This window comes from Streptococcus halitosis, from assembly GCF_027691175.1.
In the GTDB taxonomy this organism is placed as follows: Bacteria; Bacillota; Bacilli; order Lactobacillales; family Streptococcaceae; genus Streptococcus; species Streptococcus halitosis_A.
The window spans coordinates 140,678-155,744 of sequence record NZ_JAQFBD010000001.1 but is presented as its reverse complement, the minus strand read 5'-3'; the positions used below and the strand labels follow the sequence as shown (position 1 = coordinate 155,744).

The 15,067-nt window shown below is 42.1% G+C and carries 17 protein-coding genes; 2 read left to right on the top strand and 15 right to left on the bottom strand.

Annotation, left to right across the window (positions count from 1 at the left end; genetic code table 11):
- The 15 genes from PG086_RS00710 to PG086_RS00640 form a co-directional block, all read right to left on the bottom strand.
- Entirely contained in the window at positions 1 to 1,062 is a 1,062-nt protein-coding gene (locus PG086_RS00710; protein WP_084921149.1) for a methionine ABC transporter ATP-binding protein, read from the bottom strand.
- A complete protein-coding gene (locus PG086_RS00705; protein WP_270747211.1) occupies positions 1,055 to 2,428 on the bottom strand; it encodes a M20 family metallopeptidase in 1,374 nt (457 codons plus the stop codon). The genes PG086_RS00710 and PG086_RS00705 overlap by 8 nt, the downstream gene beginning before the upstream one ends.
- 99 nt (positions 2,429 to 2,527) lie before the next feature.
- Positions 2,528 to 3,382 carry a MetQ/NlpA family ABC transporter substrate-binding protein gene (locus PG086_RS00700; RefSeq protein WP_270747209.1) on the bottom strand — a complete coding sequence of 285 codons (855 nt, stop codon included), beginning with the start codon at positions 3,380 to 3,382 and terminating at the stop codon, positions 2,528 to 2,530.
- A gap of 154 nt (positions 3,383 to 3,536) precedes the next feature.
- Positions 3,537 to 4,367 carry an amino acid ABC transporter substrate-binding protein gene (locus PG086_RS00695; protein ID WP_000724946.1) on the bottom strand — a complete coding sequence of 277 codons (831 nt, stop codon included), beginning with the start codon at positions 4,365 to 4,367 and terminating at the stop codon, positions 3,537 to 3,539.
- A gap of 102 nt (positions 4,368 to 4,469) precedes the next feature.
- Positions 4,470 to 4,793: an AzlD domain-containing protein gene (locus tag PG086_RS00690; RefSeq protein ID WP_000253944.1), complete on the bottom strand. Its 324-nt coding sequence runs from the start codon at positions 4,791 to 4,793 to the stop codon at positions 4,470 to 4,472.
- Positions 4,783 to 5,478 (bottom strand): AzlC family ABC transporter permease, encoded by a 696-nt coding sequence (locus tag PG086_RS00685; protein WP_270747204.1) that lies wholly within the window; start codon positions 5,476 to 5,478, stop codon positions 4,783 to 4,785. The genes PG086_RS00690 and PG086_RS00685 overlap by 11 nt, the downstream gene beginning before the upstream one ends.
- A 158-nt stretch (positions 5,479 to 5,636) precedes the next feature.
- Complete coding sequence (locus PG086_RS00680; protein WP_033584774.1) at positions 5,637 to 6,863, bottom strand: MFS transporter; 1,227 nt, start codon at positions 6,861 to 6,863, stop codon at positions 5,637 to 5,639.
- 70 nt (positions 6,864 to 6,933) lie between these two features.
- Positions 6,934 to 7,599, bottom strand: a complete 666-nt coding sequence (locus tag PG086_RS00675) for a CPBP family intramembrane glutamic endopeptidase (RefSeq protein ID WP_000724531.1) — start codon at positions 7,597 to 7,599, stop codon at positions 6,934 to 6,936.
- Between the two features lie 11 nt (positions 7,600 to 7,610).
- On the bottom strand, positions 7,611 to 8,285 hold the full coding sequence (locus tag PG086_RS00670) for a CPBP family intramembrane glutamic endopeptidase (protein ID WP_000817788.1): 675 nt from the start codon (positions 8,283 to 8,285) through the stop codon (positions 7,611 to 7,613).
- Between the two features lie 18 nt (positions 8,286 to 8,303).
- Positions 8,304 to 8,447: a hypothetical protein gene (locus PG086_RS00665; RefSeq protein ID WP_000752480.1), complete on the bottom strand. Its 144-nt coding sequence runs from the start codon at positions 8,445 to 8,447 to the stop codon at positions 8,304 to 8,306.
- 165 nt (positions 8,448 to 8,612) lie between these two features.
- Positions 8,613 to 9,476: an XRE/MutR family transcriptional regulator gene (locus PG086_RS00660; protein ID WP_270747198.1), complete on the bottom strand. Its 864-nt coding sequence runs from the start codon at positions 9,474 to 9,476 to the stop codon at positions 8,613 to 8,615.
- A 110-nt stretch (positions 9,477 to 9,586) separates the two neighbouring features.
- A complete protein-coding gene (tsaD, locus tag PG086_RS00655; RefSeq protein WP_000655037.1) occupies positions 9,587 to 10,597 on the bottom strand; it encodes a tRNA (adenosine(37)-N6)-threonylcarbamoyltransferase complex transferase subunit TsaD in 1,011 nt (336 codons plus the stop codon).
- A complete protein-coding gene (rimI, locus tag PG086_RS00650; protein ID WP_000569809.1) occupies positions 10,587 to 11,024 on the bottom strand; it encodes a ribosomal protein S18-alanine N-acetyltransferase in 438 nt (145 codons plus the stop codon). The genes tsaD and rimI overlap by 11 nt, the downstream gene beginning before the upstream one ends.
- Positions 11,021 to 11,704 carry a tRNA (adenosine(37)-N6)-threonylcarbamoyltransferase complex dimerization subunit type 1 TsaB gene (gene tsaB / locus PG086_RS00645; protein WP_000865715.1) on the bottom strand — a complete coding sequence of 228 codons (684 nt, stop codon included), beginning with the start codon at positions 11,702 to 11,704 and terminating at the stop codon, positions 11,021 to 11,023. The genes rimI and tsaB overlap by 4 nt, the downstream gene beginning before the upstream one ends.
- Before the next feature lie 332 nt (positions 11,705 to 12,036).
- Complete coding sequence (locus PG086_RS00640) at positions 12,037 to 12,252, bottom strand: hypothetical protein (RefSeq protein ID WP_000492029.1); 216 nt, start codon at positions 12,250 to 12,252, stop codon at positions 12,037 to 12,039.
- Positions 12,253 to 13,051: 799 nt separating this feature from the next.
- Here PG086_RS00640 and PG086_RS00635 point away from each other — a divergent pair.
- Positions 13,052 to 13,285 carry a DNA-dependent RNA polymerase subunit epsilon gene (locus PG086_RS00635; protein WP_000639582.1) on the top strand — a complete coding sequence of 78 codons (234 nt, stop codon included), beginning with the start codon at positions 13,052 to 13,054 and terminating at the stop codon, positions 13,283 to 13,285.
- 1 nt (position 13,286) lies between these two features.
- A complete protein-coding gene (gene rnjA, locus PG086_RS00630) occupies positions 13,287 to 14,966 on the top strand; it encodes a ribonuclease J1 (protein ID WP_084852803.1) in 1,680 nt (559 codons plus the stop codon).
- Positions 14,967 to 15,067: the final 101 nt, after the last annotated feature.

Here is a 15,067-nt window from a genome sequence, read left to right as displayed (position 1 = left end):
TTACTGTCCTCCCTTCAATACTTTTAGCTGTACGCCTGCTTGACGAATAGCTTCTTGAGCACCTGCTAGCGCTACTTTTTCACCTGACAAGACCACAACCAATTCTCCAACAGGAGTGCCATCGAGAATTTCGATATTTCCATAAAGGATGTTAGCCGTTACTTGGTAACGCTTGTACAATTCATTCAAAAGTGGCTCGTCTGTCGAAGCCCCTGCATACTTGAGCTGCACTAAGATACTGTTCTCAGATAAATGCTCTACGATTTCTTGCTTCTCAATCTTGACCATGGCTTCATCAATACCTGTCGCAGTTGAGATAAAGTCCTGGGTCAAAGGCTGTTTAGGATCTGAGAAGATTTCAAGGACACTGCCCTCTTCAATCAAACGGCCATCCTGCATAACTGCCACACGGTTGGCAATATCTTTGACAATCTGCATTTCATGCGTAATCAAAACAACAGTCAAGCCTAATTTTTGGTTCAAATCTTGCAACAAAGCCAAAATCTGCTTGGTTGTCTTAGGGTCAAGGGCAGACGTTGACTCATCTGAAATCAAAATTTTCGGATCATTTGCCAAGGCACGCGCAATGGCCACACGCTGTTTTTGCCCTCCTGATAGTTGTGAAGGGTAGTTTTCAGCACGATCCGCCAAGCCAACCAAGTCTAACAACTTAGCTACTTTAGCTTTCTTTTCTTCCTTGCTGAGTCCAGAATGTTTAAGGGCAAAGGCCACATTTTCCTCTGCTGTCTTTTGACTCATCAGGTTGAAATGCTGGAAAATCATCCCAATGTCTTGACGCTTACGACGCAACTGCTCTGCTGTCAAGGTCACCTTGCCATCAAAAATGACGTCGTTATCAATGGTAATTTTCCCAGCAGATGGCTTTTGCAAGAGGTTAATCACCCGTACAAGGGTTGATTTCCCTGCTCCAGAATATCCAACGATTCCGTAGATATCCCCTTCTTGGATGTGAATGGTCACATCCTTGACCGCTGTGATGGTTCTCTTCTTTTGGTGAAAAGTCACATCAATCTGATCTAACTTGATAATATCTCTACTCATAGCTTCTAATCAGCTCCTCTACTAATTCAATATGGGTGTAGTAATCGGCGATTCGCACGTTTTCATCTCCACCATGGTCTCGGCTATTGGCATTTCCTAGACCGAAGGCCACCATTGGTACCTCTAGGGCATCAAAGACCGTATGCATGGGGCCTGTCCCCGCTGTTGTCGGCAAAACTGAAACGCCCTGTGGATAGAATTTCTTGGCCAACTCGATCACATTGAGAATAGCTGGCGCGCTCATATCGCTTCGATAGCTCATCTCTCCCAAGGTATAGTATAATTCTACCTTATCAAAGCCATTTTTGTCTAGCTGTTTCCGAATTTTTTCCAGAACATCATGCGGTTCTAGGCCAGGAACCAAACGAACCTCTAACTTAGCACTGGCTTCTGCTGGCAAAATCGTTTTAACCCCTTGCCCTTGATAACCTGACTGAATCCCTTCGATATTAAGGGCCGGCTCGAAAAAGAACCGTTTTAGAAAGGCTGCACGATCCTCTTGTAAGAGAGGCAATTCCAAGCCATAAATGCGACTAATTTCCTCAGGATTGCGTTGGGCGTAGGTATCTATCAAGGCTAGTTCTCGTTCATTTGGCTCTTGAACATCCTCGTACAAGCCTTCTACTAAGATACGGCCATCAGCAGCTCGCAGACTACTTAAGGCCTGGATAAGATACCATGGAGCTGATTCCACGACACCACCATAACTCGAGTGGATATCCACATCCGCACTTTTTACCTTGGCATCAAAGGTCACAATCCCTTTATTTCCACCAGAGATTTCTAGCTGCTCCAAGGCGTTCTTGGTCCCTTGTTCCCAGATTAGCAAGTCCGCCCCACGAAGTTTGTCTGCATGTTTCTCTAAATACTTATCTAGATCCATAGAAGCGGATTCCTCCGCTCCCTCCATGATAAAGCTGATATTGACAGGCAGGTCATCATGGTGCTGCATATACTTTCTCAGAGCACTCAAACGAGCCGTGATATGGCCCTTGTCGTCGTCAACCCCACGTCCATACATAAAGCCATTTTGCACAGAAAGGGTAAAAGGATCCTCTGTCCACACCTGGTCACCATCCGCCGGCACAGTGTCATAGTGGTTATAGAAAATCAAGGTCTTGGCATCCGGACGCGAACTCTTGAAATGTGCCATGACAAAGGGCGCCGTGTAAGTCTCATCAATCTCCACTTCAGCCCCCACACGCTTGAAAATCTCACCCAGATAGTTTGCGACTTCCTTGAGTCCAACCTCCTGGGCAAAGACTGATTTCTTGGAAATTAAGGTGCGCAAGACTTCAAAATAATGTTGGGCTACATGATCCTTTTCAAATTTTTCAATCTGTTCTTGTTCGCTAGGAAAAACCATATTCTCTCTACCTTTCTATGAACCTATAGTCTTTTTTACAATCCATGCTCTATACAAAAGCAAGAGGTGGAATTTTCTCTCCCACCTCCCTGTTTCTTATTACCAAACTGGTTGATCCAAACCGTCTGATGTTTCTTCGATAACTTTTTTCACTTCATCAGTGTGGTAAGCCGCGATAATTTTCTTGATGGCATCAGCTTTAGGTGATGATTCCCAATCTTTTTTCGCAACGATGATGTTGTACCATTGTTTTGAGTTTTCATCAGCTTGCTCTTTGAAGAGTGCTTTCTTGTAGTCCAATTTTGCTTCTGTAACGAAGGTATTGTTTACAACGGCAGCGTCAACTGATGACAATGAACGAGCTGTTTGGCTAGCGTCCAATTCAGTGATTTTCAAGTTCTTTGGATTTTCTTTGATGTTAGCAACTGTTGCAAGTGCAGTTCCAGAAACATCCAATTTGATTAAGCCAGCTGATTGAAGCAAGTAAAGCGCACGGCTTTCGTTTGTTGCATCGTTTGGCACGGCAATTTCACCGTTATCTGGGATTTCTTCCACTTTGGTGTACTTGTTTTCCTCTCCATTTTTACCTGAGTAAAGGCGGATTGGTGAGATGTACGTATCTGCAATCGCTACAAGGTCTTTCCCGTTTTCTTTGTTCCAGTTGTTCAAGAAGTTGTAGTGTTGGAAAGCATTCAAGTCTACTTCGCCATCAGCAGTTGCCTTGTTTGGTTGTGAGTAGTCTGTGAACTCTGTGAATTCCAATTTAATGCCATCTTTTTCAACCAATTCTTGGACTTTATCCCAACGTGCTTCTTCTGAGCCACTACGGTTAACAGTCGCAATTTTAACTGTAGTTGTATTGTCTGCTTTCTTGTCTGAATTTCCGCAAGCTGCAAGTGTAAGGCCTGCGACTGTAGCAAGCGCTGCTACACCGAGCCATTTTTTAATTTTCATAATTCTATCTCCTTTAAAAATAATACCGTAATAGTATCTCATACTTTATTTGATTTCGCAAATTGTTATTAGATAGGCAGACATATAGTTTAAAACTATATGTCTAAAAATTGAGAAATCATCCGCCTTTCTCAGACTGGATGATTTCATACAACTATTTAATATCAGCCTCTGCTGGAAGATAAGTGTCTCCGAAGAATTGTTTTGACAATTTTTCAAGAGTTCCGTCTTTGTAAAGTTCTTGGATACGTTTGTCTACAAATGTTTTCAACTCATCTTGACCTTTAGCAAGAAGTGGGTAAACGTAAGGTTGTTGGTCGCTTGGAAGTTCAATAACTTTCAGGTTGTCCAAACCTTGGTTCTTGATAACTGTTTCAACACCGATTTTATCAAAAATCTTGTAGTCAAACTGACCATCGCTCAAGCGAGACATGATTTGTTGGAAATCAGCCTTGGTGTAGTTAAGAACCGTTGGATTGTCAGCGTGTTGTTTGTTGTAATCTTCTAGCTGTTTAGCTGATGTTGTCCCTTGAACAACTTCTGTTGATTTTCCACCGATATCATCAAGCGATTTAATGCTAGAATCATCTTTCTTCACTACAAGGACGTTAGGATTTTTAGCAGTTGGAGCTGCATAAAGGTACTTTTCAGCACGTTCTTTGGTATAGCTGATATTGTTCACAGCCATTTGGTAGCGATCACTATCAAGGCCTGCAAAGACACCTGACCACTCTGTCTTTTCAAACTTGACATCGTATTTGTCAGAGTCTTTAAAGATAGCACGGACTACTTCAATCTCATAACCAGTCAACTCACCATTTTCTTCGTAGTTGAATGGTTTTGGTGAAGCATTGGTTGCAACGATAATTTCTTTCTTACCAGCTGCTTCTCCTTCTTTCTTAGCACCACCTGAGCAAGCTGCTAGTACACCTGCGGCAACAAGTCCCAGAGCAGCAAGAGATGAATATTTAACGATTTTTTTCATGTCATTTCCTCCAAAATAGAATACTTTACTATCTTAACAGAAAATATTTTTTTTCGCCATTATATGATTTCTATCTCGGTGATAGGTTTTTCTTATGGCTGACTAAAAGACCAGACGCAAGACTGCAATCAAGACCACCCCAAAAAGAACCGTACCCACTAGATTGCGGTAGCGAAAGGCTATCCAAGCCGTTGGAAAGACTGCTAAAAAGTCCAGCCATTTGATCTGAGGAAGGCTCCCAACCTTGCCAGTCACTACGCTTGAAAGGATCAAGGCAAAGATAATGGAAACAGGCAAGAACTTCAAAAAACGCTCAACGATAGCTGGCAAACCCTTGTACTTGACCAAGATGAAAGGAATCATACGGGGAACCCAAGTCACTAGGCCTGAAAAGATAACGGCTAACAAAAGATATTTACTGACCATCTAAGACCACCCCCATGGTACAACCTAGCAAGGTCGCAAAAAGAACAGCTAGCGACTGAGACACCACTGTCAAGAGCAAAAAGAAGGACACCGCAACAACGGCTAGGATCATCAGTAGATTCCGTACAGGAATCCGTCTTTGCATAATCTGAAATTGCGAGGTAAAAATCCCGATAAACATCCCAACAAGGGCAAAGTCCAAGCCAAAGACTTCAGGATTTGGAAGAAGGCCACCTAAAGCTGTCCCCGCAACTGTCCCAACAAACCAGGCTACATAACTATTGAGATTGTTCCCGTGCATCCACATGGGATGGACTTTATCTGTATGGGCTAATTCTCCCATCAAAACCCCATAGGTCTCATCTGTCAGGAGACTGGACATGCCGATATTTTGCCAGAGACTAGTATGACGGAAATAGGTCGATGCATGCAAGCTCAGCAAAAAGAGTCGCAAGTTGATCAAAAAGACCGTCATAGCAATAGCTGCCACAGGCGCTTGTACCGCAATCAGTGCCAACATGGCAAACTGGGCGCTCCCGGCATAAACAAAGAGGCTCATCAAGCCCATCTCAACAGGTGTCACATAGGGCGCACCGATAATCCCACAAGCCAGACCGATACTAACATAGCCGAGGGCAGTCGGCATGGCCGCATGTACACCTTCCCAAAATCCTTTTTCTTTCATCCTTCTCCTCATATTTTCTCCAGTTGAGGCTGTTCATCATCACAGCCACAGCACGGACTATTATAACATATTCAAAGAAGAGAAAAAAGTCTGCTGATTTTGACCGTCATAAAAAGACTGGCGATCCAGTCTCAAACACCTATTATACAAATTCTCCTCTAAATGCTCTCACGAATATTCAAGAGCATGACAAATGCGGTTAGGAGTAATAGCAATAGAATAAAGCTGACCGCTAGGACCCCAAAACTTGTAGCAATCGTTACGAAAACGATTGTGAATAGACTTGGTAAGACAACCGTAATAGCACCAATAGAGGATTGAACCGCTCCCATTGACTCCTCAGGTATTTGTTTAAAGACGAGTTCTTGCAATCTAGGAGAGAGTAACCCTGCGATGAAGGCATCCAAGGAGCTGAAAAGCAGAATCAAACCAAAATGAACTGTGGCAAATCCTACTAGAAGGAGTAACTGGATGACGACCGAAGCGTATAGAGCTGTTTTTATAGAAATCGTATTTTTCAGATAGCCACTTACAAGGCTTCCGACAATAAGTGCTAACAATTCTAGTGTTGATAACAAAGCGAGTGATTGACCAGTTTGTAAATCCAAAAACGGTTGGTTTCTTAAAAAAAGAGTTGAAATAGGAACAGTAACATTAATCACCGCTTGGCTGATAGAGACGATAAATAAAATGAAGATCACTCTATCCATATTCCAGATCAATTTTGATGATTGGAACAAATGCTGGCAAAACGATTTTATAGAAAGACCTTCTTGATAGCTAATTGTTTTTTCAACTTTCAAAAGATCATTTTTTATGAGAAGAATACCTACAAATGCTATCAGAAACGTCAGAGCGTTTAGCAAGGAAATGAACTGAATGGAAAGAATTCCTAGTAAAACCCCTCCTAGAATATTACTGATTGTCCGAACTAAACTAACTGTTGATTGTTTAAAGCCAATAGCTTCTGTCAGATGTTCTTTCCCAATGATTCTTATAAAAATAGGAGTAAGCATGGCTCCTGAAAAGTAACTCAATGTATCCGACAAAAGGTTCATTAAACAAATAAAGAATACAAGCCATAAGGAAAAGGGCTGCCCTGAAAGCGAAAGCGCCACTATAGAATAAAGTACAAATTTGACAAAACTAATAACCGTATACTTTAGAACACGATGGTGTTGAAAGTCAGCCAAAACTCCCATAAAAATTTGCAGAACTTGAGGAACAGTCTCTGAAATCGTAATGAGTAAAATTGCCAAGGGGGCAAACGAAGCATCTGCCACATAATTCAAAAAAGCAAGATAAAAAATTGTATCCCCAACCATTGAAATCCACTGGTTGATGGTTAGTTGCCTAAAATCTCTATTTTGAATAAATACTTTCATCGCAACTCCTTTTTGAGTTCAAATGGGAACTTTTCCCCAAGGATAGACCGATATTGCTGAGCACCCAAAATTACAGCAACGGTAAAATTGGACCAATGCCATTGTAGACTATGTGCAGTCCAATAGGCCAATAAATGGACTTTGTCACTCTAAATAAGACTGCAAATATGAGACCGCCACCCATATATACGAAAAAGTCTGTCAAGACCCAACCGTGGTTACTAATGTGCAAGATTCCAAACAAAGCAGCCGAACCGAGCACATCCAGTCCCCATTTCTTTCCTTTTTCCAGAGCTGTCATCACCAATCCACGATAAATCATCTCTTCAAAAATAGGACCTGCAATCACAGGATAGAAAAAATACATCAAAAATGCCGTTGCTCCCGTAAAAGTAGGAAGATCCAGTTGATAAGCAATTTCATTTTTGGTAGGCGGAAAAATAAAAAATGTGACGAAGTTCCAAATAACAAAAGCTAGGAGAGATAGGAAGCAATAGAGAAGATAGGAACCTCTAAATTTTCGACTGTTGATTTTCTGCCATTTCCCTGACCGAATCATAACAATAATAGCAAGCAGAACCACAAGAAAATTCAACAGCATATCTGACAAATAATAGGCAAAGTCAGATAGACCAGCAGCAAGGTCGCTATGTAAAAGCAAACGAATGAAGAACTGGTCAGCAATGACAAGCAAAACAGCTATAATAAAGTAGTATCGTGAGGTTATCTTTTTCATATTTCATCTTTCTAATACCCAAACACCAGTAAACTGACGATGATTAAAAAGGTATTCCACAAGATGTGAAGGGCCATTGACCAATAAATTGAACGTGTATAACGAAAGAGCATGCAGAGTAGCAGACCTGCTCCTGCATAAACGATGAAGTCTGTTAACACCCATCCATATTGTAAAACATGGATGAGACTAAAGAGTGTGGAAGAAATGATAACATCAATATAGTATTTTTTAAATTTAGATAGGGCTGTCATCAGAAGTCCACGGAAAACTAATTCCTCAACTATCGGAGCAATAAGACTGCCGTAGAGAATACGTGTCACAAAATAACTAATTCCCGTCAAATTGGCTACGGTTTCTTTTATAGCACTACCATTTTGCGTGTTGGGAAAGATTCGAGTCGTTATATTTACCCACAAAAACATCAATATAAAGGAAAGAAAGAAGAGACCCAGATAAGACCAACGAAACTGGAAGCGACCGTACTCTTTCCAACGTTGACTCTTAACAAGAACCACAGTAGCAGCAATTCCTTCAATTATTATCAATAAAATTTGAATCCCATAAAATCCAAAATCCGATAATTGATCCATGAACTCTAATCTCACTACTAAATTAAAAATCAAGTAATAAGACATAAGTACCAAAATGGTCCCTAGGTAAAATTTCGTTTCTTCCCTTTTCATAGTTTTTTCTCCTAAATGTTAGTTACGACGTTTTCCAAACAGTCCTTCAATCATCCCATTCGACCAATCAAATGCCCCATAAGGTCTAGGACTAATACCTCTACCTCCCCAAGCAGGCAAAGCACTACCACCACAACCAATATTTTCACCCACACAAGCCATAGTGAAATTTCCTCCGTAAACCTGCTCCAACTCCGCTTCTGCAACCTAGCCTAGGATTTGCTTCAAATGTCTTACAAGGACAGTAAAACACGGAAATTAGCTCATTTTAGAAAATCGCATATTTGATATTTTTTCTCATGGAAATTTCACATTCGCGATAGTAGATTAATCGATAAGTTCTTTGTATTGCTGAAAACGCAGTTCAAAAAGAGCTGTTAATTGTGGATTTTCTAATATTTGCAGAGATTGGATAAAGTGTTCAATCTCTTTTTGATTACTTCCCTTAGTTTGAAGGAAAATGCTCATCTTCTTTAAAAACTGCCACAATAATTTCTCAAAAACATAGTATGGTCGGAGCATACTCTCCAACTCGGCTTCAAAGATTGGGATATAAGAAAAAAGTTTGCGCTCCATGAGCTCTGAGATGATATTAAGATAACCACTTTTCATATACAATTGATTGTGTACCAACTCTTTAAATTCCTTGGATTTTTCAAGTAAAGAGGTGGATAAAAAAATCAGATCTTGATTACTTAAGAAAGGCATGGTATTACAAAAAATATAGAGTTCAAACCAGGTCCAAGACTTGATAGCATAAAGGTAGGCGGTCAAAAACTCACGATCCTCCTCTTCGAGCAGATAGCTTTTATCCAAGGAATGGATAGCATCTTTGATCACAATAGCATTCAAACGACGATAGGTCTGCGCCATCTGTTCTTGATCGACTTCCTCTAATAGTTTCTCTAAGCCAGCTATATCTTGATGGGTAAAACGATTTACAATCTTTCGACCGATTCGCATATGTGGGGATTCCTGGTAATTATTAAGCTTGTGCCCAAACTCATCGAAGGTCACATTAATCCCTTGGATAGCTAGAATCAGCTTATCCGCAGACAGCATAGACTGCCCTAATTCAAACTTGGATAGCTGAGATGCTGTCAGTCCAGCACAAGCCACATCTGACTGCTTGAGTTTTCGCGCCAAGCGTAATTCCTTGTAAAATTCTCCCAATTCCTGTTTTTCAATCATGGCCAAACTCCCCTTTAAAAATTCCCTTTACTATTCTATTCGTAAAAAATTTTACTTTTTTAACATATTATAAAATATTTTAGCAAAAAAGCCAGCTCGAAGCTGACTCTTTATTCCATAGTATCAAAGGCGAGGCTTGGTTTGGCGTTGAGGTCCAGGCCTGCAAAATTTTCTTTGTTCCACTCGCTGACGCTGGCATAAGCAATCATACCTGCATTGTCTCCGCAAAGTCGTAGAGGTGGGATGATGACCTTGACATCTGTGATTTCGGCTGCCAAGCGTTCTCTAAGACCTTTATTAGCAGCTACACCACCTGCCACAACTAGGGTTTTAACAGGGTATTTTTCCAAGGCCTTCTTGGTTTTAGCCATAAGAATATCCATGACCGCAGCTTGGAAGGATGCTGACAGGTCTTCCTTGGACAAGCTTTCTCCCTTTTGCTCGGCATTGTGGTGAAGATTGATAAAGGCAGACTTCAAACCTGAGAAGGAAAACTCCAGATTGTCTTCTTTAATCATAGCACGTGGGAAGTCATAAACATCCTGCCCCTGATGGGCCAGATCGTCAATCTCACGACCTGCTGGATAGGTCAAGCCCATGACGCGGCCAACCTTATCATAGGCCTCGCCAACGGCATCATCCCGCGTTTCTCCAACAATCTTATAATCCCCAGCCTCAGAAACATAGACCAACTCCGTGTGCCCACCGCTGACCAAGAGAGCTAGCAAGGGAAACTCTAAAGGCTCAACGCTCTGAGCCGCCATAAGGTGACCAGCCATGTGATTCACGGGGATCAGCGGAAGTCCATGAGCCCAAGCAAAGGCCTTGGCAGCTGACAAACCAACTAGCAGAGCTCCAACCAATCCTGGTCCGTAGGTAACGGCAACGGCTGTCACGTCCTCTTCGGTAATCCCTGCTTCTGCTAGCGCCTCCTCGATGCAGGCTGTAATAACCTCGACATGGTGACGACTGGCCACTTCTGGCACTACACCCCCAAAACGTTTGTGACTCTCAATTTGACTCGCAATGACATTGGACAAGAGCTCATCATCGTTTTTCAGTACGGCGACACTGGTCTCATCACAAGATGTCTCAAATGCTAAAATATATCTATCCTTCATCTATTTCTCTCTTCATGATGATAGCGTCCTCGACTGGGTCATGGTAGTAGGCCTTTCTCTCAGCGATGACCGCCATCTTTTCTTTCTTGTAAAATGCTTGTGCTCGTTCATTTGACTCTCTGACTTCAAGGAAAATTTCCTTATCTGTCGGCAATGTTGCAAACAAGACTGACGCAATTCCCTGACCCTGATAGGCTCCTTTGACAGCGATTTGCAAGACTTCTGCCTCAAAGAGATTCTCCTGTACAGCTAGAAAGCCAATCACTTCTGTCCCATCATAAGCCAGAGCGTACCAAGTCTGGTCTTGGGACAGGTCTGCTTGGATTTGTTCCAGTGTCCAAGGGCTGACTGGGTAAACAGCTGCCATGACAGCGTAGATGGTTTTAGCTAGTTCAGGCTGTTTTTGGATTCGTTTGATTTCTATCATAAGCGTTTAATGTAAGACCCGCCAGACTCGGTATGGTTCTTGAGCCAGTTTTCCTCAGCCTCAACTCGTTTGAGGTAATTTGGCACAAAGTCGTGCAAGGAGTCTGCTTCCTTGTCCCATGCCCACAAAGCTAGATTAGCTGCATTTGGCAAGGTTTCTTGGTAGCTAGCTTGTGGTAGCTGTTCTTGGATCTGCTCCACAAAGGCACCAACTTCTCCGACAAAGGTCACCTGTTCAGCATCCGTGACTTTTTCTAGCACTTTCGCAAAGGATAGGTGTGCTTCTGCCGTGACAGGTTTGGCATTTTCATAAAATCCTGCATAAACATTGTTGCGACGCGCATCCATCAGGGGAACAAGTAAGCCTTCTTGTTGGCGCGGTACCAGAGCCAAGAGACTAGACATGCCAACTAACTCGATGTTCAGGGTATGAGCCAAGGTCTTGGCAGTTGCTACCGCAATTCGCAAACCTGTATAACTACCTGGTCCTTCCGCTACCACGATTCGGTCCAAATCCCTGGGTGTCCAATCCAAACTTGCCATCAAAAAATCAATGGCAGGCATGAGGGTAATACTGTGATTTTTCTTGATGTTAATTGTCGTCTCAGCAAGAACCTGCTTGTCCTCTAAAATAGCGAGAGAAAGAGCCTTGCTGGACGTATCAAAAGCTAATACTTTCATAACACATTCCTATCTTTTTGTCTGTTTACTATTATACTACAAAAGCCCGCGCATGGGAATTTTCTTTGTTCTGAAACAAAAGGGCCTGTCACTTAGACAGGCAATTCTACACAAAAAATTCAAAAAAGTTGTAGCTTTTTTGAATAGAAAAGTGAACAAGGAAATTGAAAGGTTCTTCGTAAAAAATTTGGATCATGCATTTATGTTTCAAATCGATTTTCGACGTTAGAAATCATCGTCATAACAATAAAGATAGCACCTAAAAATAGAAAAATCCATCCCATCTATCAAGACGAGGTGGATTTTCTGTATATCTAGAGGAATAATTGACTTTAGGCATTTAAACCAAAGTAGAAAACGAGCCAGACAACATAGGTGACCAGGAGGAGAAAAATTGAATAGAGCGTCACAAAAGCAAGCTTCCAAAGGAACTTTGTTTTGCGGTGTTCCAGATGCACAAACAGGGCATTCCCTCCATAGACACAAGCTACAAAAACTACAAACATCAAGAGGCGAACCCCTACTGCAAATTCAAACAAACTAAACATTCTTAATCCTCCTTTTGGTATTCCTATTTTTATATAAACTGTTGACAATGTTGGTTTATCAATGTTAAAATGTAATTCAACACTGGTAGGAAAATCAGGTTGAGTCGTTGACTCTTCGGGTTGCAGTGCTATCCCTGAAACTTTGGTTTCTAAAGAACTGAAATTGCGATTGAACAATTCGCCCCCAGTGTTAGATGGCTCTTGACTTCGGTCAAGGGCTTTTCTTTACCTTTTAGTAAGCAATCCACTCCATGCTATGTTTACATCGTTATACTTATAGATTGACTTCTTAGCTGAGTAGATGATAAAATAGGGTATGGTTGAGATTTGGTCTGACTTGGTGACAAGTCTTTCAAAGGTTGTGATTCAATCACTTCAGGTAATGGTGCTGCCCCTTGAGCTCGCTCAGAAAGATCCCTTAATTTTGTCTCAGCCTTTTTGGTTGCTCTCGAGATTTCTCAAGAGCTTTTTCTTTTTTCAAAGATATCATTCTGTCCCAACCATCCACTCCAACGATTAATGAAACTAGAACTATATTCTTCCTTAAATCTACTATCTCTTTAGATTCCCCCTTTAATTATAACACCTAAGCGCTCTCCGACCAAATCCTGCCTATCTTTTTACTCCTTCTTCCCCTCCTGACTTTCTCCATTTCCGTCTTTTACTAATTTTTCATTTTGTGGTATAATTGAAATAATTGTAACGAATCAAGGTCAATCTAGACACAAAATGGAATGAAATCAAGCAAATCTCTGCTAAAAGTTTGGAATAAGCTGACCTGTAAATAGAAAGGAACTATATGATTTACAAAGTTTTTTATCAAGAAACAAAAGAACGTAGCCCACGCCGTGAAACAACACGCTCACTTTACCTAGACATCGATGCCAACTCAGAACTTGAGGGCCGTATCGCTGCTCGCCAACTTGTCGAAGAAAACCGCCCAGAGTACAACATCGAGTATATCGAACTCTTGTCTGACAAATTGCTAGATTACGAAAAAGAAACTGGCGCTTTCGAGATTACGGAGTTCTAATATGGCCTACACTCTTAAACCTGAAGAAGTCGGCGTTTTTGCCATCGGTGGTCTGGGAGAAATCGGGAAAAATACATACGGAATTGAATACCAAGATGAGATTATTATCGTTGATGCTGGGATTAAATTTCCAGAAGATGACTTGCTGGGTATCGACTACGTTATCCCCGACTACTCTTACATCGTAGACAATATCGACCGCGTCAAGGCTGTTTTGATTACCCACGGACACGAGGACCACATCGGTGGGATTCCATTCCTGCTCAAGCAAGCAAATGTCCCTATCTACGCTGGACCACTTGCCTTGGCTTTGATCCGTGGAAAACTCGAAGAACACGGCCTCTTGCGCAACGCCAAACTTTACGAAATCAATCACAACACTGAGTTGACCTTTAAAAATCTCAAGGCAACTTTCTTTAGAACGACTCACTCTATTCCAGAGCCTTTGGGGATTGTCATTCATACTCCTCAAGGTAAAATCGTCTGTACGGGTGACTTTAAGTTTGACTTTACTCCAGTTGGGGAACCAGCGGACTTGCACCGGATGGCAGCCCTTGGTGAAGAAGGCGTGCTCTGCCTCCTCTCTGACTCGACAAATGCGGAAGTACCAACCTTTACCAACTCTGAAAAAGTCGTTGGTCAGTCCATCATGAAGATCATCCAAGGCATCGAAGGACGTATCATCTTTGCATCCTTTGCCTCAAATATCTTCCGTCTCCAGCAAGCAACGGATGCTGCTGTTAAGACTGGACGCAAGATTGCGGTCTTTGGTCGTTCGATGGAAAAGGCCATTGTCAACGGGATCGAGCTTGGCTACATCAAAGCTCCTAAGGGAACCTTTATCGAGCCAAATGAAATCAAAGACTACCCTGCAGGCGAGGTTCTTATCCTCTGTACAGGTAGTCAGGGCGAGCCAATGGCAGCCCTCTCTCGTATCGCTAACGGAACCCACCGTCAAGTGCAACTCCAACCCGGCGATACCGTTATCTTCTCTTCTAGCCCAATCCCTGGAAATACCACTAGCGTCAACAAATTGATTAACACTATTTCTGAAGCTGGTGTCGAAGTTATCCACGGTAAAGTGAACAATATCCATACATCTGGACACGGTGGTCAGCAAGAGCAAAAACTCATGCTCCGCTTGATTAAGCCGAAATACTTCATGCCTGTCCACGGTGAATATCGTATGCAGAAAGTCCACGCTGGACTAGCGGTGGATACGGGTGTCGAGAAGGACAATATCTTTATCATGAGCAATGGTGATGTGCTTGCCCTTACTGCTAACTCAGCTCGTATCGCTGGGCATTTCAATGCCCAAGACATCTATGTTGATGGAAATCGTATCGGTGAAATCGGTGCGGCTGTCCTCAAAGACCGTCGTGATTTATCTGAAGACGGTGTCGTTCTAGCAGTCGCAACTGTTGACTTCAAGTCTAAAATGATCTTGTCTGGTCCAGATATCCTCAGCCGAGGCTTTGTCTACATGAGAGAGTCTGGCGACTTGATTCGCCAAAGCCAGCGCATCCTCTTCAATGCTATTCGTATCGCACTGAAGAACAAAGATGCTAGCGTGCAATCTGTCAATGGTGCCATTGTCAACGCTATTCGTCCTTTCCTCTATGAAAATACAGAACGTGAACCGATTATCATCCCGATGATCCTCACACCAGATGAAGAATAATACTCTTTGATTTTCATTGAATACAAGTCAAAAAAACAGCCCCGTCTTCGGAGCTGTTTTTCTCTATGCTTTCTTTTGAGATTAAAACTCAATAAAAATCG